26 protein-coding genes, 2 pseudogenes and 1 riboswitch are annotated in these 22,118 nt (G+C 51.9%); of the genes and pseudogenes, 18 read left to right on the top strand and 10 right to left on the bottom strand.

Going from position 1 to position 22,118, the window contains the following annotated elements:
- The first annotated feature begins 29 nt into the window (after positions 1-29).
- From E3E51_RS05670 to E3E51_RS05610, 13 genes are all read left to right on the top strand, one after another.
- A complete protein-coding gene (locus E3E51_RS05670; protein WP_014011681.1) occupies positions 30-194 on the top strand; it encodes a hypothetical protein in 165 nt (54 codons plus the stop codon).
- The gene (locus tag E3E51_RS05665; RefSeq protein ID WP_167912093.1) at positions 184-1,365 is read left to right on the top strand and encodes an RNA-guided endonuclease TnpB family protein; all 1,182 of its coding nucleotides are present in this window, start codon (positions 184-186) and stop codon (positions 1,363-1,365) included. Before E3E51_RS05670 ends, E3E51_RS05665 begins: the two co-directional genes overlap by 11 nt.
- Before the next feature lie 63 nt (positions 1,366-1,428).
- Positions 1,429-1,503, top strand: a riboswitch (Fluoride riboswitch).
- Between the two features lie 24 nt (positions 1,504-1,527).
- Complete coding sequence (locus E3E51_RS05660; RefSeq protein WP_167912092.1) at positions 1,528-2,394, top strand: hypothetical protein; 867 nt, start codon at positions 1,528-1,530, stop codon at positions 2,392-2,394.
- A gap of 9 nt (positions 2,395-2,403) precedes the next feature.
- Positions 2,404-3,093: a DUF6062 family protein gene (locus E3E51_RS05655; protein ID WP_167912186.1), complete on the top strand. Its 690-nt coding sequence runs from the start codon at positions 2,404-2,406 to the stop codon at positions 3,091-3,093.
- The gene (locus E3E51_RS05650; RefSeq protein ID WP_167912091.1) at positions 3,084-3,386 is read left to right on the top strand and encodes a hypothetical protein; all 303 of its coding nucleotides are present in this window, start codon (positions 3,084-3,086) and stop codon (positions 3,384-3,386) included. The genes E3E51_RS05655 and E3E51_RS05650 overlap by 10 nt, the downstream gene beginning before the upstream one ends.
- Positions 3,383-3,802 (top strand): hypothetical protein, encoded by a 420-nt coding sequence (locus E3E51_RS05645; protein ID WP_167912090.1) that lies wholly within the window; start codon positions 3,383-3,385, stop codon positions 3,800-3,802. The genes E3E51_RS05650 and E3E51_RS05645 overlap by 4 nt, the downstream gene beginning before the upstream one ends.
- Positions 3,803-3,934: 132 nt before the next feature.
- Complete coding sequence (gene crcB / locus E3E51_RS05640; protein WP_167912089.1) at positions 3,935-4,306, top strand: fluoride efflux transporter CrcB; 372 nt, start codon at positions 3,935-3,937, stop codon at positions 4,304-4,306.
- Positions 4,307-4,310: 4 nt separating this feature from the next.
- Positions 4,311-4,694: a DUF190 domain-containing protein gene (locus tag E3E51_RS05635; protein ID WP_167912088.1), complete on the top strand. Its 384-nt coding sequence runs from the start codon at positions 4,311-4,313 to the stop codon at positions 4,692-4,694.
- An 83-nt stretch (positions 4,695-4,777) separates the two neighbouring features.
- A complete protein-coding gene (locus tag E3E51_RS05630; RefSeq protein ID WP_167912087.1) occupies positions 4,778-5,329 on the top strand; it encodes a hypothetical protein in 552 nt (183 codons plus the stop codon).
- Between the two features lie 36 nt (positions 5,330-5,365).
- Positions 5,366-6,583, top strand: a complete 1,218-nt coding sequence (coaBC, locus tag E3E51_RS05625) for a bifunctional phosphopantothenoylcysteine decarboxylase/phosphopantothenate--cysteine ligase CoaBC (protein WP_167912086.1) — start codon at positions 5,366-5,368, stop codon at positions 6,581-6,583.
- Between the two features lie 58 nt (positions 6,584-6,641).
- Complete coding sequence (locus E3E51_RS05620) at positions 6,642-7,448, top strand: mechanosensitive ion channel family protein (protein ID WP_167912085.1); 807 nt, start codon at positions 6,642-6,644, stop codon at positions 7,446-7,448.
- Between the two features lie 114 nt (positions 7,449-7,562).
- Positions 7,563-8,243 (top strand): aspartate/glutamate racemase family protein, encoded by a 681-nt coding sequence (locus E3E51_RS05615; RefSeq protein WP_167912185.1) that lies wholly within the window; start codon positions 7,563-7,565, stop codon positions 8,241-8,243.
- A 39-nt stretch (positions 8,244-8,282) separates the two neighbouring features.
- Positions 8,283-8,576, top strand: a complete 294-nt coding sequence (locus E3E51_RS05610; protein WP_167912084.1) for a MazG nucleotide pyrophosphohydrolase domain-containing protein — start codon at positions 8,283-8,285, stop codon at positions 8,574-8,576.
- Here E3E51_RS05610 and E3E51_RS05605 read toward each other — a convergent pair.
- Positions 8,573-8,725: a hypothetical protein gene (locus tag E3E51_RS05605; RefSeq protein ID WP_167912083.1), complete on the bottom strand. Its 153-nt coding sequence runs from the start codon at positions 8,723-8,725 to the stop codon at positions 8,573-8,575. The genes E3E51_RS05610 and E3E51_RS05605 overlap by 4 nt on opposite strands.
- Before the next feature lie 127 nt (positions 8,726-8,852).
- Between E3E51_RS05605 and E3E51_RS05600 the strand changes: the two are divergent.
- A pseudogene (locus tag E3E51_RS05600) lies at positions 8,853-9,785 on the top strand (TldD/PmbA family protein); the annotation flags it as partial.
- Positions 9,786-9,813: 28 nt separating this feature from the next.
- On the opposite strand, the gene E3E51_RS05595 reads toward E3E51_RS05600, so the two are convergent.
- The 3 genes from E3E51_RS05595 to E3E51_RS05585 form a co-directional block, all read right to left on the bottom strand.
- Positions 9,814-10,947 (bottom strand): MFS transporter, encoded by a 1,134-nt coding sequence (locus tag E3E51_RS05595; RefSeq protein ID WP_167912082.1) that lies wholly within the window; start codon positions 10,945-10,947, stop codon positions 9,814-9,816.
- A 19-nt stretch (positions 10,948-10,966) separates the two neighbouring features.
- Positions 10,967-12,253, bottom strand: coding sequence for a radical SAM protein (locus E3E51_RS05590; protein WP_167912081.1), 1,287 nt, complete (start codon positions 12,251-12,253; stop codon positions 10,967-10,969).
- A 214-nt stretch (positions 12,254-12,467) separates the two neighbouring features.
- Complete coding sequence (locus E3E51_RS05585; protein WP_167912184.1) at positions 12,468-13,805, bottom strand: TldD/PmbA family protein; 1,338 nt, start codon at positions 13,803-13,805, stop codon at positions 12,468-12,470.
- Positions 13,806-14,135: 330 nt separating this feature from the next.
- Between E3E51_RS05585 and E3E51_RS05580 the strand changes: the two genes are divergently transcribed.
- Complete coding sequence (locus E3E51_RS05580) at positions 14,136-15,215, top strand: ATP-binding protein (protein WP_167912080.1); 1,080 nt, start codon at positions 14,136-14,138, stop codon at positions 15,213-15,215.
- A gap of 12 nt (positions 15,216-15,227) precedes the next feature.
- On the opposite strand, the gene E3E51_RS05575 is transcribed toward E3E51_RS05580, so the two are convergent.
- Positions 15,228-16,040, bottom strand: a complete 813-nt coding sequence (locus E3E51_RS05575; protein WP_346765946.1) for a hypothetical protein — start codon at positions 16,038-16,040, stop codon at positions 15,228-15,230.
- A gap of 103 nt (positions 16,041-16,143) precedes the next feature.
- A pseudogene (locus E3E51_RS13305) lies at positions 16,144-16,389 on the bottom strand (MFS transporter); the annotation flags it as partial.
- A 243-nt stretch (positions 16,390-16,632) separates the two neighbouring features.
- Here E3E51_RS13305 and E3E51_RS05570 point away from each other — a divergent pair.
- Entirely contained in the window at positions 16,633-17,913 is a 1,281-nt protein-coding gene (locus E3E51_RS05570) for an MFS transporter (protein WP_167912183.1), read from the top strand.
- Between the two features lie 11 nt (positions 17,914-17,924).
- On the opposite strand, the gene E3E51_RS05565 is transcribed toward E3E51_RS05570, so the two are convergent.
- The 4 genes from E3E51_RS05565 to E3E51_RS05550 are packed head-to-tail and all read right to left on the bottom strand — an operon-like array spanning position 17,925 to position 19,760.
- A complete protein-coding gene (locus tag E3E51_RS05565) occupies positions 17,925-18,386 on the bottom strand; it encodes a COG2426 family protein (RefSeq protein WP_167912079.1) in 462 nt (153 codons plus the stop codon).
- Positions 18,383-18,946 carry a phosphatase PAP2 family protein gene (locus E3E51_RS05560; RefSeq protein ID WP_167912078.1) on the bottom strand — a complete coding sequence of 188 codons (564 nt, stop codon included), beginning with the start codon at positions 18,944-18,946 and terminating at the stop codon, positions 18,383-18,385. The genes E3E51_RS05565 and E3E51_RS05560 overlap by 4 nt, the downstream gene beginning before the upstream one ends.
- Positions 18,927-19,229 (bottom strand): hypothetical protein, encoded by a 303-nt coding sequence (locus E3E51_RS05555; RefSeq protein WP_167912077.1) that lies wholly within the window; start codon positions 19,227-19,229, stop codon positions 18,927-18,929. The genes E3E51_RS05560 and E3E51_RS05555 overlap by 20 nt, the downstream gene beginning before the upstream one ends.
- Positions 19,230-19,760 (bottom strand): winged helix-turn-helix transcriptional regulator, encoded by a 531-nt coding sequence (locus E3E51_RS05550; RefSeq protein WP_167912076.1) that lies wholly within the window; start codon positions 19,758-19,760, stop codon positions 19,230-19,232.
- 302 nt (positions 19,761-20,062) lie between these two features.
- Here E3E51_RS05550 and E3E51_RS05545 point away from each other — a divergent pair, with 302 nt between their 5' ends.
- Both E3E51_RS05545 and E3E51_RS05540 read left to right on the top strand, forming a co-directional pair.
- Positions 20,063-20,932, top strand: coding sequence for a lysylphosphatidylglycerol synthase transmembrane domain-containing protein (locus tag E3E51_RS05545; RefSeq protein WP_167912075.1), 870 nt, complete (start codon positions 20,063-20,065; stop codon positions 20,930-20,932).
- On the top strand, positions 20,908-22,107 hold the full coding sequence (locus E3E51_RS05540; RefSeq protein ID WP_167912074.1) for a glycosyltransferase family 4 protein: 1,200 nt from the start codon (positions 20,908-20,910) through the stop codon (positions 22,105-22,107). The genes E3E51_RS05545 and E3E51_RS05540 overlap by 25 nt, the downstream gene beginning before the upstream one ends.
- Positions 22,108-22,118: the final 11 nt, after the last annotated feature.

The following is a 22,118-nucleotide window of genomic DNA, read 5'->3' as shown; positions in this document are numbered from 1 at the left end:
ACTTAGTATTTCTTTAGTGGTGGTTAGTAATGCCTAAGGCTACTTTCGTTATCAGCGAAGAAACCCTCCAAGAGTTCAAAAAACTCGCCAAAAAACGTTATGGAGACAAAAGAGGAGTCCTAAGCGTTGCAATTGAAGAAGCAATCAAGGATTGGATTAAGAAAACAAAAAAGGAGCTGGAAAATGCCGAGTGAAACCATCAAACTCACCGCCAAATTCAAACTCAAGGGAACACCCGAAGGGTTAGATGAGCTTTTCGAAACTTATCGTGAAATCGTGAACTTTCTCATCACTTATGCTTTTGAAAACAACATCACCAGCTTTTACCGGCTGAAAAAGGAGACTTACAAAAGCCTTCGGAGGGGATATCCAGAACTGCCAAGCCATTACCTTTACACGGGTTGTCAAATGGCGACTGCAATCTTCAAAAGCTTTAGAAAGCGGAGGAAGAAGGGAAAGGCCAAGGGAAAGCCTGTTTTTAAGAAGGAAGTCATAATGCTGGACGACCACCTGTTCAAACCCGACTTGGAGAAGGGAACAGTAAAACTCTCCACTCCGAACGGGAGGATTCAACTGGAATTTTATCCTGCAAAGTATCACGAGAAGTTCAGGGACTGGAAGGTTGGCCAAGCGTGGTTAGTTAGAACGCCGAAAGGGACATTTCTCAACATTGTCTTCTCTAAAGAAGTCGAGGTTAAAGAGCCGAAAGCCTTTGTTGGAGTTGATTTGAACGAGAACAACGTTACCCTTTCCCTCCCTAATGGGGAGTTTCTCCAAATCATTACTCACGAGCGGGAGATTAGGACGAGTTACTTCGTGAAGAGACGAAAAATCCAGCGGAAGATTAGGACTGGAAAGAAGAGGAAAGAACTCCTTGAAAAATACGGACAGAGGGAGAGGAACAGGCTTAACGACCTTTACCATAAACTGGCTAATAAAATCGTTGAGTTGGCGGAAAAATATGGTGGAATCGCCCTTGAAGATTTAACGAAAATCAGGGACTCAATCAGGTATTCGGCTGAGATGAATGGGAGACTCCACAGGTGGAGTTTTCGGAAGCTTCAGAGCATTATCGAATACAAGGCGAAATTAAAGGGTGTTAGGGTTGTTTTCGTGAATCCTGCTCATACTTCCTCCCTGTGCCCGGTGTGTGGGGGTAAGTTAAGCCCGAATGGGGGCAGGGTTTTGAAGTGTTCGAATTGTGGTTTTGAAGCCGACCGTGATGTGGTTGGCTCTTGGAATGTTCGTTTGAAAGCCTTGAAGATGTGGGGAGTCTCCGTTTCCCCCGAAAGCCCTCCAATGAAGATGGGAGGAGGGAAGGTTAGCCGTAACGACGCTTACGAACTTTACACAAGTTACGGCTAACCAGAACGGGAGGTTCAAAAGAAAAGCTATTGTACCACAAACGTTTTTAAACGTCTTTCAGATGGTTCCTTGGGCGATGGCGTCCGCCCGGGCTTCGAGCCGAACCGCCCGCCAAGGGCTGATGACGCCTGTTCTCCGTCGAAACATTGAGGAGGCGGTAGAATGGGCTCGAAGCTTTATAGAATTGGACGATTCATTAACGCTGATTCGCTCATCAGGTACATAGAGGAAAGACGCCACGAGGACGGCGGCTACTGCTTTGTCAGCGTCCTCGATGACACCAACGTCAACGATACCTACTACGCGGTCAAGATTTACAACCTGCTCGACCTCGAATTTCCTGAGAAGGAAAAGACCATCGAGTTCCTGGAGAAGGCGATACAGCCTCAGACCGCGGTGGTGGCGATAGCGATGGCACTCGAAGGCCTGGCCATACTGGGGGCAGGGGACGTTGCGAGGGAGCACCTTGACATCGTTTTTACCAAGTACAACCCATCAGAGGGCAAATTTGCCGTCGGTCTCGGTGGGAGCGAGGAGTTCGGGACGGCGACGCCGCTGGAGGCAACCTACTGGGTTGTCAAGGCGTTCAAAGCCATAGGTTATGAGTTCAGCACCGACGAAAAGGAGACTATAAGGGCCTTCATCATGAGGTTCAGAAACGGGAACGGTTACGGCGTCAAGGGCCCCACGACGACGATGACCTACCAGGCGCTCTACGCGCTCTATAGCCTGGGCTACAGGCCGCCTAGGAGTCCGCACTTCAAGAACTGCGAACTCTGCGGCGACTGGGGCGGCTTCACCGAGGTTCCCTACAGTCTGCCCCCGTACCTTGAGCCGACCTTCTACGCGGCAAGGGGTCTGGAACTTCAGGGTGAGGTCCCCAGCTGTCCAAGGAGGCACGCCTGGTTCATACGCCAGCTGCAGAATCCCAACGGCGGCTTCAGGCGCTCTCTGGAGATGGGCATCTCAAACTTCCAGAACACGTACAGGGCCCTGGCCGTGCTGAATTTCATGGAGCGCTTCCTCTGAGTGGTGCGAATGGACCTGATAGGGGTATACCTTAGGGATGCGGTGGGGGAGGGTTGCCCCGTCTGCAGGATACTCCGCAGATACGAGGAGTCCGAGATAAAGACGATCCTCTACGAGCACGTGAACGACCCTGGAGTACGGGAGAAGTTCAGGGAGAGCCTGGGGCTCTGCACCTACCACGCGTGGAAGACCCTCGGGGAGGCCTACTCCGACCCCCTCCTCGGGCCGCTGGGGGTGGCGATTATCTACGAGCACATGCTTTCGTTCTACGTGGCATCGCTGGAAAGGGGCCGGATTCCGGAGGAGGGGGAATGCTTCCTCTGTCAGCTGATGGAAGAGAAGGAAACCAACACGGTGGAGGCGCTTGCGGAGAGGATTGGGGAACTCCTTCCTGAGTATGAGAACTCGGAATCAGTGCTCTGCAGGAGACACTACGGGATGCTGCTGTCGATCCTCCGGCGGACGAATCCGGATGCTGCGGAGATGCTTGAAGCCATTCAGCTGGAAAAGCTGCGGGTTCTCGGGGAGCGGCTCGGCTCGTTCATCGACAAGTTCGACTACCGTGCCGAGGAGAAGCCAACGAAGGATGAAATATCGTCACTGCCCCTGGCGATAGAAGCCCTGAAGGGTCTCGAAACGGGGGTAACGGTGAGGAAAACCCGGAACAGAAAAGGCAGGAGGGCCTTTCCGTGGAAATAGAGGTCACGAACGACGAGCTGGCCAGGATACGAAGGAACAAACGCGAGATAGAAGAGAGATTCAGGGATTTGGAGGGGCTTGAGAGAACTTTGAGGGTTCTAAAGCTGCGTTTTCTCATCGAGCAGAGGGAGAGGATTGAGACGAGGCTCGTCGAGATGAGAACGAACTATATCGAACTGACCGAGTTCGAGGAGACCGCAAAGCACGACAAAGAGTTCCTGATGGCATTCCGGAAAAAGCTCAGCGAGGAAAACAAGAGGCTCAGGGCGGAGCTGGAGGCCAGGAGAAGATGAAACTTACCGTGAGACCAAAGAGGGGCTGGCGGAGGGTAACGTTCAAGATTCCGGATGAAACCATGGAGAGGATTGGGGAGCTCTGCGAACGCTACGACTTCAGGGTCGAGGAGGCGGTTAGGATAGTACTCCTGCACGGCTACCTCGAAGACGACTCCAGCGCCAACGAGGAAACGTTCGAAAGGCTCAAGGAAGAGATATCCCGGCTTGAAAAGGAACTATACGAGCTGGAGGGTAAATGGTCTCCCCTGAAGTTCCGCTCCTACTACATCGCCATGGACAACCAGAACCTCGCGATACAGCTCTCGGCAATGATAGCCGAGAACAAGAGGCTCCGGGAGCGGCTGGGGCTTCCGAAGGGGGACTACAGCGAAGTCGAGGAGAAAATACACTACTATCTGAACTTTAAGGGATGATTACATCTTCTTTTGAAAGCCTAGCCGTTCACGGTGGGGAGATACCAGTCCAGATGTATCCAAAATCTTAAGTAGTGTTCGCTGGATGCATGCTGGAGAAGGGCAGAAATCAGGAAGTCCAGGGGTGGGATAATGAACTTCAGGATACTGACCGCAATAATGCTCGGCGGCGCCATCGGTGCGCTTGCGAGGTTCTACATCTCCGGAATACTGCCGGTTTATAGGGACTTCCCGGTTGGAACTCTCCTCGTGAACAGCATAGCCAGCTTCATCCTCGGATACCTCTACGGCCTGCTCTTCTGGGGTATTGGGGTTTCAACCGAGTGGAGGCTCTTCTTTGGAACTGGCTTCTGCGGGGCGTTAAGCACGTTCTCGACGTTCTCGTACGAGACGTTCTCGCTTCTCCGTGAAAGGGAATACCTCATAGCTGCCCTGAACGTCTCGGCAAACGTTATAATCACGATAGGCCTAGTATTCCTCGGGTTCGTCCTTGCAAGGAGGTGATTTTGTGGTTGAAGTGGAACACTGGAACACGCTTCGCCTTCGCATCTATATAGGCGAGAACGACCGCTTTGAGGGAAAACCCCTCTATAAGGCGATAGTGGAGAAGCTCCGTGGGATGGGCATAGCGGGTGCTACCGTTTACCGCGGCATCTACGGCTTTGGAAAGAAGAGCCGCGTTCACTCCGCGGACGTTATGAGGCTATCAACGGACCTGCCCATTGTAATCGAAGTCGTTGACAGGGGATACAAGATTGAACGGGCCATAAACGAGGTAAAACCCATGATACGGGATGGGATGATAACGGTCGAGCCGACTATAGTCGTCTGGGTGGGCACGAGGGAAGAGGTGAGCAAGTTCGAGGAGGATGCAGTGCATCAGCATTCCTAAAAGTACACACAGTTGTCCCAACCCTTGTACCTGTTTTGAGCATATTCAAAAACTATATAAACACATAGTGTGTTAGTTGAGTGTTGAAGAGTGACGGGGTGGTAGCTGTGCCGACCATTGAATTTGAATCACCCCGCATAAAGTTCAACGATGTGATGGACACAATAGTTAATAATAATTTGTCGTTGTTATGGGTATACCTCGACGATATGAGGGGAAGCTTTGTAATGAAGGTGTTTGTCCCCTGCCACATGCTCATGAGGTACCTTCTCGAACTTGCATCTGTCCTTAGGATTCCAACGGAAGTCAGTATCGTAGAGTCCGAAGATGGGAGCAGGATGATTCACGAGGCTTTTCTGATAACGGTTTCACACCCCTCGGGGGATTATCCCGTCTTTATTCTGTTTGAGTACTACGAGAGCAGATACTACCCCTCCAAGATAACGATAGGACTGCACTCTAAATCCCCCAAGGAGCTCGTCGATGCCGTACTCAACTTAAGTATAGGCAGGGTTTCAATAGCGGATGCTGAGGTAGTCAAGACTATCACTAAAAATAACGCTAAGTTTCTCTATCTGAAAACGAACGCTAAGGATAAGCCCCGAACCGAGTACGAAGTCGCCAGAAATCCTTAATAACACTGGGGTTGACACCTTTGTGGGGGATATACGATGCTTCATCACGTTAAGCTTATCCACGCCACCAAGAGCAGAAAGCTCGTTGGGAAGAAAATCGTTCTGGCAATCCCCGGAAGCATAGCCGCGGTAGAGTGCGTCAAGCTTGCCAGGGAGCTGATACGCCACGGCGCCGAGGTACACGCCGTCATGAGCGAGAGTGCCACCAAGATAATCCACCCATACGCGATGGAGTTCGCCACAGGGAACCCGGTCGTGACGGAGATCACCGGCTTCATAGAGCACGTCGAACTCGCTGGAGACCACGAGAACAAGGCCGACCTCATCCTCGTCTGCCCGGCAACGGCCAACACGATAGGAAAAATCGCCTGCGGGATAGACGATACGCCCGTCACCACGGTTGTAACCACAGCCTTCGCCCACACGCCGATAATGATCGCCCCCGCGATGCACTCCAGCATGTACGAACACCCGATAGTGGTCGAGAACATAGAGAAGCTCAAGAGGCTCGGCATCGAGTTCATAGGCCCAAGATTCGAAGAAGGCAAGGCGAAGGTTGCTTCGATAGAGGAGATAGTATACCGCGTTATCAAAAAGCTCCATCCGAAAACGCTGGAAGGAAAGCGCGTTCTCGTAACGGCGGGGGCGACGCGCGAGTACATAGACCCGATTCGCTACATAACCAACGCCAGCAGTGGCAGAATGGGCGTCGCCATAGCGGAGGAAGCGGAACTCCGGGGGGCTGAGGTCACGCTCATCAGGACGAGGGGAAGCGTTCCCAGCTTCGTCGAGAACCAGATTGAGGTTGAGACCGTCGAAGAGATGCTCCAGGCGATAGAGAAAGAGCTAAAGACCAAGGATTACGATGTCGTCATTCTCGCCGCCGCGGTAAGCGACTTCCGCGTCAAGGAAACGGCGAGCACCAAGATAAAGAGCGGAAAAGGGCTGACCCTCGAACTCGAACCTACTCCGAAGATAATAGACCGCGTTAAGGAGCTTCAGCCAGGAACTTTCCTCGTGGGTTTTAAGGCCGAAACTGGCCTCAGTGAGGGAGAGCTCATCAACGCCGCCAGAAAGCAGATAGAGAGAGCCGGAAGCGACCTCGTCGTGGCCAACACGCTCAAAGCATTCGGAAGCGAGGAGAATGAAGTCATCCTCGTGGGCAGGGATTCCATGAAGAAACTGCCGAGGATGAACAAACGGGAGCTGGCGGAAAAGCTCTGGGACGAAATAACTTCGATTCTCAGCGGATAAATGAAAAACCTTTTTTACCCTCTTAACCAATTATCCTAAAACCATTCGAGGTGATAGTATGGTGGCCTTTGATGAGCCCCTGCCCTACATAGGGGTCACTCCGTTCCAGCTGGTATCGGCACTGATAATCCTGATAGTGGGCTACATTGCGGCAAAAATCCTAATCTCAACCTTCAAGAAGAGTATGAGAAAAACGAAGCTCCCACCACTCGTCGTTGATTTCCTCGGCAGATTCCTGGCAATACTGCTCTACATGGTCGTCATAATAGTGGCCCTGGGGGCAGTCGGCATTTCCGTATCTCCGCTGATTCTGGGCCTCTCGGCAGTTGTCGGTTTGATTTTGGGCTTTGGCCTTCAGGACACCCTCACGAACCTTGCCGCGGGCGTCTGGATAGCCGCCCTCAGGCCGATAGACTTGGGGGAGGTCGTCGAGGTTTCCGGACAGGTTGGGAAGGTGAACGGAATCGGCCTAATGTCCACGGAACTCCTGACCCCCGATAACAAGGTCATCACGATACCCAACAAACTCGTCTGGGGGAGCATAATAGTCAACTACACCCGGCTGCCGACGAGAAGGGTAGACGTTGACATCGGCGTTGCCTACGGCACGGATCTCGACAGAGCGATAAAGCTGGCGATGGACCTTATGAAGAGCCATCCCAAGGTTCTCCACGATCCGGAGCCGAGCGTCGTCATAACCGCCCTCGCGGATTCCTCGATAAACCTCCAGCTCCGTGCTTGGGCCCGGACGGAGGACTACTGGGCCGTTAAGGGAGACCTGACAAAGGGAATCTACGACCTCTACAACAGGGAGGGTATAGAGATTCCCTTCCCGCAGCTCGACGTCCACCTGAAGAACGAATGATTTTCGATATCGCCGGAGATTTTCAAATTTTTGTAAACTCCGGCTTCTTTTAACCTTTCGTTTTAAACCAAAAGGTTCATATCCTCTCCGGTGCTATGCTCTCAGGTGGTTCTCATGAGGAGGATAGGAATAATAGGCGGAACCAGCCCGGAGGCGACGTGTTATTACTACAAGAAATACCTGGAGATAAGCCGCGAAAAGTTCGAGCCGTACGTCTTCCCGGAGCTGATAATCTACTCGATAAACTTCAAGGAGTTCATCCACAACCCGAACGGCTGGGAAGGGAGGAAGGAGATACTCATAAAGGCCGCCAGGGCCCTTGAGAGCGCCGGGGCGGAGATAATATCGCTCTCCGCCAACACACCGCACATAGTCTTTCCGGACGTTCAGGCGGCGGTGAACGTCCCGATGGTGAGCATAATCGACGCGCTCATCGAGGAGATGAAGAGGAGAGGCGTTAAGAGGATTCTTCTCCTCGGGACGAAGACGACGATGACGGCGGACTTTTACAAGAACGCCCTCCGCGAGGCCGGTTTTGAGGTGGTCACGCCGAGCGAAGGGGAGATGGACGAGCTGAACAGGATCATCACCGAGGAGCTTATGTTCGAGAACTTCGCCGGCAGGGACTGGGTGCTCAACCTCATCAGCCGCTACATAGATAAGGAAGGAATCGAAGGCGTCATCCTCGGCTGCACCGAGCTCCCGCTGATAGTGAAGCAGGGGGACGTTGAGGCCGAGGTCTTTGACACCGTCGAGATCCACATGAGGAAGCTCATCGAGGTAGCTAGCGAGTGATTTTTAAGCCCTTTTCTTCCCCTCTCCTCAGGTGAGAACATGGAGATACGTGAGTTTCAGGAGATGATTAGGGAGATCTACTTCCACAAGGACTCGAAGAGGGGAGTTGAGAGAACCTTCCTCTGGTTCGTAGAGGAAGTCGGAGAGCTGAGCGAGGCGATAAGGAAGAAGGATCGCGAGGCGATGGAGGAGGAGTTCGCCGACGTTCTGGCGTGGCTCGCGAGTTTGGCCAACCTACTCGATATCGATATTGAGGAAGCGGCGAGGAAGAAATATCCCGGAGCCTGCCCCTACTGCGGAAAGAAGCCGTGCGAATGTGAAGAGAAGTTTTAATCTTTTAGTCCCAGCGCTTTCTTAGCCTCTCTCCAGGGTATTCCGTTTTCCAGCGTTTCCTTCGAGAGTCTTTCAAGTTCTCTAAGCTCTTCTTCACTAACCTCCTCTTCACCGAGCTTCTTTGTTTTCAGACTCACAGCCTCGTCCATTGTCTCACCCTCTCCCTTTTAATTTCAGATAGGCTTAAACCTTCCTCTCCTTTCGACCATCATCTTAACGGAAAGACTTTTATACTTCCGGACGCACTATTCTATGCAGTAAATCGAGGTGATGTGCATGCATGAACTCGTAGAGTTCGCGGTTGAGAAGGCCCTCGAACTGGGGGCAAGCTATGCCGAGGCTCGCTTTGAGGAGAAGAACGGCACTTCTCTGGCTATGAAGAACGGCAATCCCGAAGGCCTTGAGATACTCGCCGACAGGGGAATGGGCGTAAGGGTTCTGGTCGATGGAGGAATGGGCTTCGCAAGCACCAACGTCCTCACGAAGGAGAGCGTGAGCGAGGCCGTCAAGAAGGCCGTCAAGCTGGCCAGAGCTGCCTCCCGCGTTAGAAACGAGCCCATAAGATTCAGCGATGAGGACTTCCACCGCGTTTCCTACAAGGTCAAGATGAAAAAGGACTTCCGCGACATTTCACCTGAGGAGAAGCTCGAAATCCTCAGGAAAATCGAGGAGGAGGTTAAGGCAACAGGCGTGAACGTGCCGATGCGCTATTTGGCATACTCAGACCAACTATGGAAGAAGGTCTTCGTCAACAGCGAGGGCGCTTACGTGAAGAGCAAAATCCCGCGCGTTTCTGTGGTGTACAACCTCGTCGTCTTCGAGAACGGCCAGATGGAGCAGGCACCGTTCGTCCAGAGGGCTTTCTCCGGCGGATTGGAGCTCATCGAGAAGGACGAGCCATGGAATTGGGCGGTGAAGGACGTCCAGGCCCTCAAAAAGCTCATCTACGAAGGCCAGAAGGCGCCCGAAGGCAAGGTTGATCTGGTTATAAGCCCCGAGGTGGCAGGCATAGCCGTTCACGAGAGCGTCGGGCACCCCTACGAGTCGGACAGGATTTTCGGCAGGGAGGCGGCGCAGGCCGGAGAGAGCTTCGTCAAGCCGGACATGCTCGGCGAGAGGATTGGAAGCGAGGTCGTCACCGTCATAGAGGACCCAACGATTCCAAACAGCTGGGGCTTCTACCTCTACGACGACGAGGGCGTTAAAGCCCATTTCGAAGGATAAAGCCAAAAAGACCTTAATAGCCGTGCTTCCTACTAATAATTGAGAATAAAAAGCCTATCCCAAGGAAGAATGAGGCTATAATAATAAGCCCGTGCATTATACCGATACAGTCAAAGAGCCATCCTAGGAGAGCGTTTAGGATGCCATTGGTTATCGCCGCAGTGAGTGAGTAAAGAGACCCTAATGTTGCCCTCTTTTCGTCAGGAATCGCACCTTGGAACTTCCCTTGCCACTCCTTGAAGGCCTGGGCAAATGTGAAAGTGCCAAGGATTAGGGTAACAAAACCGAGCCATTTATTAAGCCCTGCAAGGAGAAGAAGGAGGGGTAGTATTATTCCCGCATGACGGTAGAAAACATCTCTGTACTTACCAACGTCAAGGTACCATGAGACGCTGTTGATGACCGTATGGAATGCAGAGATTGCCGAAACTGCTATAAGGGATGCCAGGAACCCATAAAAGTAGAGTTGCATAAAAGCTGTGAAGGCTGTAACTGGAAGTCCAATGATGTTAGCATATAGGAAGAGCCAAATGACTTCTGGAGATTTTTTTATGAATTTCAAGCTTTCAAGAAGGTGGAGACTATAAGAAAGCCCACTCTTTGCTTCATCTCCAGGAATCGTGGCGAGAACAAGAAAGGATGCGACGACGAAGGGTATAGTTAAGAGTATCGTTAATCTCATGCCGACAAAATCAGCGAGGAATCCGCCCATCATGGTTCCAACGAAACCTCCTATCATCTCGAAAGATCTAAGCCTACCATAAACCTTTGGATAATCCTTGGCTCTACCACTCTTGCTGAGAAGTTCGTAAATCCACCCAGTTTCTGCCCCGGTCATGAGAGCAACTGAAAGCGCGCCGAAGAGTGTCGCAAGGAGAACCCCTGGAAAGGAATGCGCAAGGTACAATGCAAGCACGCTCGGTATCGTGAGGATCTTTGAAAGTAAGACACTTACCTTCTTTGAAATCTTGTCAGCAACGATTCCTGTAGGGACTTCAAGTAAAGCAACTAGAATTAGAGATAAACTCATTAAAAATCCCATCTGGGTTTTAGAAAGGCCAAGACTCTGAAGATAAATTAAGTAGAAACCAGAATAGAAAACTATATGAAGAAGACTCGAAATGTAGAAACGATTAACGTAGTTCATGGTCTCGCCTCCTAACTCGCTAAATTTGTTTCCTACTTGCATATTTGTCTCCTAACTCCTTAATGAATAGTTGTAGGTACTCCCTGAAACTGTATTTTTGAAAGGGACAAAAACCAAGATCCAATTTGCCAGAATGCAAGTAGTTATTGTATATACATCCACCACCACAAAACATTAACATTGGACAATCCCTGCATTTTAAATTATTAAGCGGATTAAGACTAAGGAACTTTCTGTGGGTTTTTTCTGAGATGCCCTTTTGTACAGTCCCAACTTTAAATTGTTTTAATCCCACTAAAGCCCAACATTTATAAATATCTCCATTATAATCAATAACAAATGAATTGTTTGTTATTGCTCCACAGGGTATTCTCTGTACATAGAACGGGAGAGTTATACTAAAACCTCTTCTCTTAATTTGCAAATATAAATTAAGAAATTTTTTTGAAATCAGAGGATAATTTTTAATTTCATCTGGGTGAACAAATCCTATTCCTATATGAAGATACTTTTTGTTTATCCCGTATCTATCTAACTCATCAAGCAGTTTTGGATATTCCTTAATGTACTTTAGGTACAAGTTAGATCTTAAAGCAACATGAACTCCATTATCTGTCAGCAATTTGATTCCCGTAATTATCGTCTCAAATGTAGGGAGCCCTCCTCTTAATGGGCGGAGCTTGTTATGAATTTCTGGAGGACCATCCAACGTTATTTGAATTTGTTTAAATTTCTTGAAGTATTTTTTATACTTCTCCCACAGATCCTTTACAAGATAACCATTAGTTATCAGCTCAAACGTAATTTTTTGACCCTGATGACTTTCTAGTTCGTCCATAAGATATGTGAGTACATTAATATTTAGGAGTGGCTCGCCACCATAGAATATCACCTTTATCTTTTTTGAGTTATATGACATCCTATTGATAAACTCAATGACTTCATCTGCAATGCGCCTGTTCATGTGTCTTTCTTGGAGTAAAATTTGATTAGTATGTTCATAACAATATACACATTCAAAGTTACACGATCTAGTGACAAGTATTGTGAATGTTTGAAAGGATACATCAAATTTCAATTTTTTCAAAAGATTTTCATAAGCATAAAATTCATTGTAATTATCTTGGACTATAATTAATTTATCTTTTAACATCTCAAATATTTTTTGGGGAATCAAATTGAAATTTGCTGATATTAGCATATTGTATAGTTCAGAGTCAATGACATCGATCTCTCCGATAAGGGGATTTATGACAATGTATCCATCATCGTTTTTAATAAAGTGCACAAGTTTATTTAATCTCATTGTATATCACCTTGTATATTACCTCAAATCAAATATAAAAAATAAAATTCTAATCTAAAATCTCACTCAGACTCCTCGTCATCTATTGTTATGCACAAATTTGGACATCCGTAAAAATTCGGAGGTACCTGACATCCGCTGGTTATCTCCTCCTTTGTGGTGTAAAGTGTTTCTATTTTCACAATTCACCCCTCCAAGTGTTTTTCAAGTACAATTACAAAACCATGAATTTATAAATTTTTTTAAAACAAAAGGTTATTAACTTTCGAACGTAGGGCGTTGAAACCGGCGTGTCAACCTCCCACCAGTGGATGTGGTAGCTCTCCTTTCCAAGGGCCTTGATTCCCTCAAGGATCCTCTGGAAGTTGTCGCTCACGCGGATGTTCTTTATCGGCCTCAGCTCGCCGTTCTCGACGAGGAATATTCCATCCCTCGGGATGGTCGAGAAGTCGCCGGCGACGTAGTTCTGGAAGCGGGTGTACCAGACGTTGGTGATGTAGATTCCCCTATTGACCTCGCTGAACAGCTCCTCCCTGCTGTAGTCGCCAGGTTCGAGGACGATGTTCCACGCGTGGGGCATTGTTAAGCCGGCGTTGGCCGTCGTCTCTGTTCCGTACTTCTTCGCCATGCTCGTGTTGAGCAGGAAGGTCTTGAAGGTCCCGTTCTCGATTATCGTCGTTTCCCTCGTGGGCACTCCCTCGTCGTCGAACTTCCTCGTTCCGTAGCCGTTCGGGAGGTTTCCTATATCCTTTATCGTGACGATGTCGTTGGCGACTTTCTGGCCGAGCTTGTTCACCAGGAAGCTGAAACCGGCCTCGGCGGCGTAAGCCGAGGTCATGAAGCTCATGTAGCTCAGCAGGTTCGCAAACGCTAACGGGTCGAAGATGACGTCGAACTTTCCTTCTGGGCCCTGCTCCGGGTTCTGGGCGAGCTTTGCAATCTCGCCGGCCTTTCTTCCGGCCAATTCTGGGTCGAACTTCTTGAGAACCCTCACGGAGTTCGTTCCGTGGCCGCTCTCAAGGTCTCCGATGAAGGCCCTAACGCTTATCTCTATCCCGGTGCCCTCATCGAAGGCCTCAACGCCGTTGCTCGTGGTCAGGTAAAGCCTGCTGTGGTCGGTGTAGAGGACACCCGCTACCCTCTTCGCTCCCTCCTCAAGGGCGGCGTTGATGGCCCTCTCCACGTACTCGTTCGGCTCGTCGAGTTCGACTATGGCCTTATCGAAGGTCTCCGGGATGTCTTTATACTGGAACGGCCCTTCAGCGATTCCGTAGTAGTCCTCCTTCGGCGCCATGCCCTTCATGTTGCTCAGGAGGGTCTTGAGGGTTCTCTCGATGTTCTCCTCGCTCAGCTCGGTGATGCTCGTTCCGGCGACGCGCTTCTCAAGCTCGGCGAACAGCTCCACCTTCCTCTCGTGCCAGTTCTTGGCGACGGTTATCTCGTTGTTGGCAAAGCGCACCTGCCTCCTGTTCGTTTCGTAGCTCAGAACGACGACGTCGCCGAAGCCCAGCTCTTCGGCCTTCTTGAGTATGAACTCGTTAAGCTCGAACATCGCCACCACCTCACGGCCTCCTCAGCGGTATGTCGCGAAGCCTCGCGTGTGCTCCACCCATCCAGACGGGGACGCCCTGTCCAGGCTCGCCCTTGCCACAGGTTCCGGGGTAGAACTCGACGTCTTTACTGTGGAATTTATATTAACTTCGTGGAGGACGTTGGGATAACGAGGGCGACGAAGTGATTTCCCCTTTTCTTTTTGTTGGATACATGGTGCACATTTTAGTTCATACCCTCTTTGGGGGGACCTCTATATCCTTTTGATGATTCTTGTGGTGAGGCAAGCTTTTTATATTTGAAGTTCCTACCCCCTTTGGGGGTATGAACTATGTTGTTCAGTATAGAACCCAAAACGTCTATTGATGAAGTATTTGGCAGGAAAGCTGAGTTCTTGGAATTTCTGGATAGGCTCGAAAAGGGAAGAAGACTTTTCATAATCACCGGGCCAAGGAGGATAGGGAAGACAACCTTTCTTTATGCTGCCCTTAACGAATTGAACCGCATGGAGGGTGTTCCATACATCGTAATTGATGCGAGGGAAGTGGCCTCAGTTAATACGAGAAATCCCCAGAAAGTCATCGCTCGGGAACTCCTCAAACTCTCTGAGGGAAAACTGTCGAGGATAATCTCCAAGTTTGAGGGAGTGAGCATTAAAGGTTACGGTGTTAAGGTCAGGCCCTCTGAAAAAAATCTTCCGGAGACCCTTAAGGAGCTGGATGAACGCTATGAAAGACTAATAATAGCCTTTGACGAAGCCCAGTATCTGCGCTTTGCTCAGGTGGATTTCACAATACTTCTCGCATGGATTTATGACAACCTCAGACACATACACCTCATACTGACAGGTTCACAGGTTGGAGTGCTTGAGAAGTTTCTCCGTTTCGGTGACTACAACGCGCCCCTCTACGGGCGTTACCATGTCAGGATTAAGCTCAACCGCTTCAATCCTTCAGAAAGCCTGGAGTTTCTTGAGCGGGGATTTGCTGAGTATGGGATGGACGTTTCTCCAAGGGAGCTCCTATCTGCGGTGAAAACCCTCGACGGCGTCCCTGGCTGGCTGACCCATTACGGGGCCTACAGGGTTGATGGTAGCTCTCACTGGGACGCCATAGAGGCCGTTCTGGAGGAGGCCAAAGGTTACATCGAAGCAGAATTCAAAGAGCTGGATGAACTGAGTCCAAGATATCGTGCTGTTATGGAAGTTGTGGCGACCATAACTGGCGTGGAGGAGAGGGCGAGAAGAAAAGATATACTCAACGCCCTCAAGCTCAGGGAAGGTAAAGACATAGACGGCAAGGAGATACGGAAGTACCTAAGGAATCTCATCGATTACGGCTTTCTTGAGCACACGGGTTACGGCGAGTACTACATTCCCGATCCAGTCGTTAAGAGGGTCTTTCAGAGGTAAAAAACAAAAATGTCACTCCGCCAGATGCCTCAGCTCCAGGGGTTCCCTCAGCGGGCCGAGGCTGGCCAGCTTGAAGGCCGCACCGATGCCGAAAAGGACCACCGCGAACAGCAGTCTGGCCTCATTCAGCCCGAGGTTATCGACGGCGAACCCGTAGAGGGCGTAGAAGACGGCCATCACCACCGCGGAGAATATCATATTGAGGGACAGAACCGTCGCCCTCTTTTCGCTCGGTATCCTGTGCTGGAACTCTACGGAGACGTTGAAGCCGAAGGCCGTATTCACGACCGTCGCGAGAACCCCGAGCAGGACGATGAAGAGCGGGTTCTGGAAGAGCACCGAGAGGGCTGTGAAAACGGGAATCGCGAGGGGCGCAAGTTCATACGCCCTCGTGCTCCATTTCTTACCGAGCCTGATGCCCACCAACCGGGGGAGGGTTTTAATCAGAACCTCGGCGATGCCCAGCAGTCCGAGGGTGCCCATGAGGGCCGTCCCAAGGTCCGTCGCCAGTATCTCGCCGAGGTAAGGCTCGAAGAACTGCCGGAACTGGTTTATGGATATCGTCACTGCAATTGAAATGAGAATCAGCGGGAGAATGTCGGGCCTTAACAGTTCCCTAGCCGAGTGGAGAACGTGAAGGTGGTATGAGACCTCGGGCTTCTTGAACTCGTACTCGGGTATCGAGAGCGCCGTCAGCAGGGCGCCGAACTCCATCAGTAGTGTTATGGTGAGGGGCAGGGTGAATCCGTAGAACTGGGCCAGAAATGCACCGATGAGAATCGAGAACGCGGAGGAAATCAAGGTCAGGGTTTTGATGTCCTTCATTACCTCGCGGTACCGTTTTTCCATTGCCGAGATGCCTTAAGTTGTCGAAGAGCCACGCCTGCAGGCTGCCGCTCACGAAGGTCGCCCCGAAAGAAGAGACGACGGCGTGGGCTATTAGCATGGGGAAGCTCCGGAGGATGATGAGAATGATCGTGCCAAGGGCGAAGAGCGCCATTCCAATCAGCACGCTGGTCTTTCTGCTCACCTTGTCGGCCACGACACCAGTTGGAACCTCAAAGAGAAAGAAGCCCAGCGCCGAAATTGCGCTCACGAGACCGATCTGGCCGTAGGTGATGCCCTTCGAGAGGTAGTAGATGACCGTGAGGTTCCCGATGAAGCCCGTGTTCATGAGGACGAAGAGGAGCCTGTACCTACCCAGCAGGTTCATCTCACCACCCTGGATGGGAAGTTGAGTCTCCGGATGATTTAAGGTTTTTGAGCGGCATGGGTGAAAGAATCCCGGAGATTAAAGAACTGTGAGTCACATTATTCTCCGAGACTCCCGGATAACTTCCCAAACCTGTGTAACAAGACGGAACGACCGAGAAAACGCTTAAAAACTTCTTCATGCAAATGGAATCCGGTGAGGGCTGTGGAGGCCATCGAAAACTCCCGGTTGAATAAGTTCCACTACACGCTCCTGGCCATTCTGGGGACGGTGTGGGCGTTCATAGCCGTGAACACAATCTCGGCCGGATTCGTCATGGCCCTGCTCAAGAACGACCCCGCCTTCCAGGGCAGCCTCACAAAGCTAGGCTCCCTCGGCTCGGCGGCGCTCTTCGGCATGCTCTTCGGCGCGTGGCTCTTCGGCTATCTAGCCGACAGGATTGGGCGGAAGAAAACCCTCACCCTCGCGGTTGCAACATTCTCCATCGGCTCGATAGTCAGCTCCTTCGCGGGTAGCCTGGACGCCCTCATAGCCCTGCGCTTCATCGTCGGCCTCGGCCTCGGCGGCTCGCTGCCGGTTGCAAGCTCCTACTTCGCCGAGTTCATGCCAAGGTCGATAAGGGGTGCGATGATTTCAATCCTTGAGAGCTTCTGGGCGATAGGAACGATAATCATAGGAGTAGTTGCTATCCTCGTAAAGGCCGACTGGAGGGGCATACTGCTCTTCGGCGGCGCGGTGATACTGATTCTGCCCTTGCTCCTTACACTCCCCGAATCGCCCCGCTACCTGCTCATCAAGGGACGCGTTAGGGAGGCCGAGGAGACCATCAGGAAGACCCTCGGCGTGAGCGTTAAGCTTGAGGTTCAAAAGGAGGCCAAGAAAGCCTCGGTCGCGGATCTCTGGAGGCGCTACGGCAGAACCACCCTCATGCTCACGATAGCCTGGTTCAGCATAGCCTTCGCCTACTACGGCTTCTTTATCTGGCTTCCGAAGTTCCTCTCGGCAACGCTGGGAATCACCGTCTTCAGGAGCTTCCAGTACTTCATCATCACCGCCATAGCCCAGCTGCCCGGCTACTGGAGCGCCGCTTATCTGCTTGAGAAAATCGGCCGGAAGAAGACCCTCTCCTGCTACCTCCTGCTCTCGGGAATAGCCGGAGTCGGCTTCTACTTCGCGGCCAGCTCGGGGAACGAAGCGGCGATAATCGCGAGTGCGATAGCCTTCAGCTTCTTCAACCTCGGTGCCTGGGGAGCGATATACGCCTACACGCCGGAGCTCTACCCAACGGCCGTCCGGGGCACGGGAACCGGCTGGGCGGGGGCGATGGCGAGGATAGGCGGAGGAATAGCGCCAATTCTCGCCGGCAAGATAATGGAGCTGAGCGGGAGCGCCTTGGCGGTACTTGTGATTGCGGTGGTGGCGATAATCGGTGCGCTGGACGTCTTAGCGTTAGGAGAAGAGACGAGGGGGAAGAGCCTTACCTGAGCTTCCCCTTTTTATCCGAACAGTCCCAAAGCGGGCAGCAGCGTTATCGCCATGCTCAAAAGCCCGCCGAGGATTAAAGCCGGAACCGTCTGCCTCTTCTCTATGGCGAGTATGTATGCCGCCAGAGCACCGGTCCAGACGCCCGTCCCGGGGAGCGGTATCGCCACGAATATCGTCAGCCCGATGAAGCCCCACTTCTCAACGTAGGGGTGGGCCTTTTTCCTGACCCTCTCGACGTAGTAGAGGTAGAGATGGGCTATCTTCCTGAGGAAGGTTCCCTCAAGCCAGAGCATCAGCCTGTCTATGTATGGGAGCAGAGCGGGAAGGACCAGCGAGAGGAGCAGAACGCCGAGGGAAGCGGCCAAAAGCGTCTCCCACAGGGGATAGCCCGTACCTATGCCGTAGACTATGGCATAGCGCCCCTCAAAGGTTGGAATCAGCGAGAGGAGGAAGACTTCAAGGAAGCCGTTCATTCAAACTTCCCTCCGAGGAGTGATTTGAGCAGGAGGTAGAGCCAGGGGGCAAAGAGCAGGCTGAATAGCACGTCGCCCAGCCAGTGAACGTGGAGGAAGAGCCTCGTGAGGGCTATTCCAACGGCGTACGCCCAGAAGGCTGGAGCGTACTTCCTCCACCTGTCCGCGCCGTAGGCTGCTATCACCGCCGCCCTGAAGGCGTGGCCCGAGGGGAAGGCGTAGGTTCCGTAGTCCGGCCTCGGCCTCGGTTCGGCAAAGATAAACTTGAGGACACCGACGGCGGCGAGACCGAAGGCCACCGTAAGGAGGAAGGCCGCGGTACCTGCCGAGATTCCGCCCTTTTCGCGCCTCTCTGTGAGAAATGCGAAGATTCCAAACAGGACGAGGAACACGTCGCCCCCGAGCATCGTGAGGAAGTTCATAACGGGAGTGTCAACGAGGGGGAGATTTGAGTTAACCCACTCGTTTATTCCCGAGAATGCCCCCGTCCCCTGAAGAGCCAGTGCGGCGAAGACGAGGACGGTCAGTACAGTGAGCCGATTACTCCATCTGTGATTCAACGGATTTCCCCTCCTTTGTTGCGATGGCCACAAAGAACGTGGCTATCATTGCAAACTCAAGAATGGCCGAGATGACGTCCAGGAACTCGAACCCGGGGAAAATCAGCGCCCATGCCCAGAGCACAATCTCCTTGAGGAAGTACAGCAGGAATCCGAAGGATACTAAGAGGAGTCTCCGTTTCCCGCTCCTCCGATAGGCCCTAAACGAGACCAGCGAGAGGATTAACGCAAAGAACATTGTGATGATTTCTATTCCGATACTAACGCAAACGGCCTCCACCATTCATTTTCCCTCCAGCTCCAAGAATATGTCCAGCATCCTGTCGGTCCACCTGTCCAGAAGGCTGGGATGATAGTTCCGTATCATCTTGATGAACAGGTCCACATCCCCCGTGAAGTGGTACCTCACGAACTTCCCGTCCCTCACACTCTTCACCAGTCCCAGCTCCCCGAGCTTCCCAATGTAGTAGTTCGCCGACGAGGGGGAGAGGCCGAGTTCCTCGCACAGTTCACTCTGTGTGGGGTCGGGGTTGGCGATCAGGTACATTATTATCTCCCTCATGTTTTCACTTGCGAGTATTGAAAGCACGTCCTTCTCCCTCTCGCTGAACATTCCTGAGGGGAAATAGTGCCTCCTAAGGCCGCTCCTCTTCGACACTACCAGTTCGAGCTTTTCAAGCTTTCTGAGGTGATACTGCAAATCTCCCTTTGCAATGCCGAGTCTTCGGGATATCTCGTTGAAGCTCAGGCCGGGATTTTCCCTAACGAACTCTAGAACTCTCTTGGTTCGCTCGTTGAGTTCTCTGCCCTTCATGCCTATCTCTGGCGGGTTGTTATCATAGGTTAATTAAGGTTTTGTGGTCCGGTTTTTAAAGTACCTCACCTGTTTTGAGCATCCAGACCCGACAAACACATCATTTCAAAAATTGAACCAACACTTCAAATTTTGAGCCAGAAGAGCTTTATATACTCCTGTGAAGGTAAACACGAGTAGCCGGCCGACAGGACCTTTTAACTCAGAGAAAGCCAGAATTCCGCGGCACCGTCTGCCCGCTATCAACCACCACCCGACGTTAAATCACAGGCTCAAATCCTCAGAAAACACAGGTGAGTACCATGGACTTTGGAAACTACACTTCGCTCATAGGCTCGATGGATCCAAGGGCATTATGGTTCTTCGTTGGAGCCATGGGCACGTACTATGTGAGCACCGTAATCTACGCCCTTCGCTGGAAGATAGTTCTGAGCGAGATGGGACGCGAGATACCGCTCCTGGAGCTGCTTAAGGTTACCCTCTCCTCAATATTCATCAACAACATCACCCCCATGAGCCGCGGTGGGGGAGAGGTTCTCAGGGTGGCGTGGATATCGAAGGTGCACGATGTGCCCGTAACGCTGTCAATGGGGAGTATAATCTATGAAAGAATCTCCGAGGTAGTCCCGTTAATGCTGTTGCTGGCGATTGGGCTCTCCCACTTTTCAGGTCACCTCGTGGCCTCGACCCTCCTGATAACGGCACTCGTGGTGGGGCTGTGGCTGAAGTGGGAGAGTACGGTTAGGTTTTCACTGAGGATTTTCAAAACCCACATAAGCGAGGAGGACGTTGATAGACTTGTCGCACTTAAGAAGAACGTACCTTTCAACCTCACCGTCGTCGGACTGAGTTCCCTCGTGTGGGCGCTTGACATAACGAGGCTGAAGCTGATAACGATGGCTTTCAAATGGAACCCGCCGCTGGAGCTCCTGGCGGTAATTTCGCTCGCAAACCTGCTCTTCGGTTTGCTGGCGTTCACTCCCGGGGGGATAGGCATCGTCGAAGGAGGCCTCGTCGGTTCCATGAAGTACTTCGGGATAGACGGCCCCCTCGCGGTTTCAGTTGCACTGCTCGAACGCTTCATATCCTACGTATCGAGCACGATTGTTGGGTTCGTGACGCTTGTAACTTCCGGAGGGATGAAGGTATGGAGAGCCTCAAAATCGCACTAGCCTCTGACTGGTTCTTTCCGAGCGTCGGAGGCGTGGAGTACCACATTCACGACCTGGCAACCCGTCTGGTGGAGATGGGTCACGAAGTCCACGTGATAACCGGACCGGGTGACTTTCCCGACCATGAGCTTCCGTACTTTGTTCACAGGTTCAGGGGGAGGCTGACCCTCGAAAACGTCCACGTCAGCATCGGCACCGGGATGCTGAAGGAGGTGAACGAGCTTTACAAAAGGGAGAACTTTGATATTACCCACGGTCACAGCGTGTACTCCCCGATCGCGGTGGGTGTTTCAAATCTCTCAAGCGGAATAAGGGGCGTTCCTAGCCTCATCACAGACCACTCCTTCCTCGGCGATTCCCCCATGAACCCCATCAACATCGCCCTCCTGAGACTCTCCCTTCAGAAGGTGGACGGCTTCATAGCGGTGAGCAGGGCCGTTGAGAACGACCTGCGTTCCATCCTGGGAAGGAGCCTCGGGGACAGGGAGATACACACCATCCCCAACGGCATAGATACGGGCTTCTGGAGACCTGCCGGGAACAGAGAGGAAAAGAAGGAAGAACTGGGCCTGAATGGACTCGTAATAACGACGACGTCCCGGCTGACCAAAAGAAAGAGGATACACGTGATCCCATTGATAGCGGCGAGATTGGAAACGCGGGAGGATGTGAACTTCGTTATCATTGGTGATGGCCCGGAAAGGGGGAACATCGAGAGGCTGATACGCAGGTACGGCGTTGATGACAGGGTCAGACTGGTTGGAAAGCTGCCGAGGGAAAACGTGAGGGACTACCTGCAGGCCACCGACGTGTACTTTTCCCCCACCATTTACGAGGCCTTTGGAATAGCGGCCCTTGAGGCCCTGGCATGCGGCGTCCCAGTTGTTGCCAACAACCACGGGGGCATCAGCGAGGTCGTCAGGCACGGAGAAACGGGACTCGTCTCACAGGACGATGCCGAACTGCTGAGGAACCTGGAATTCCTCCTGGAAAATCCTGAGGTGAGGAGGGCCATGGGACGGAGGGCCAGAAAAAGCGTTGAGGAGGAGTTCAGCTGGGAGGTGGTCGTTAAGAACATCCTCAGGGTATACAGACTGACCATCGAGAGGGGACCCGGCGAACCGTTCGTCCTCTATAGGCTCCACCAGGCAGTGAAAAGGGGAATCGGGGCGTAGACTTTGAGGCT

It is taken from the genome of Thermococcus sp. 21S7 (assembly GCF_012027615.1).
GTDB lineage: Archaea > Methanobacteriota_B > Thermococci > Thermococcales > Thermococcaceae > Thermococcus.
This window is presented reverse-complemented; position numbering and strand designations above follow the sequence as displayed.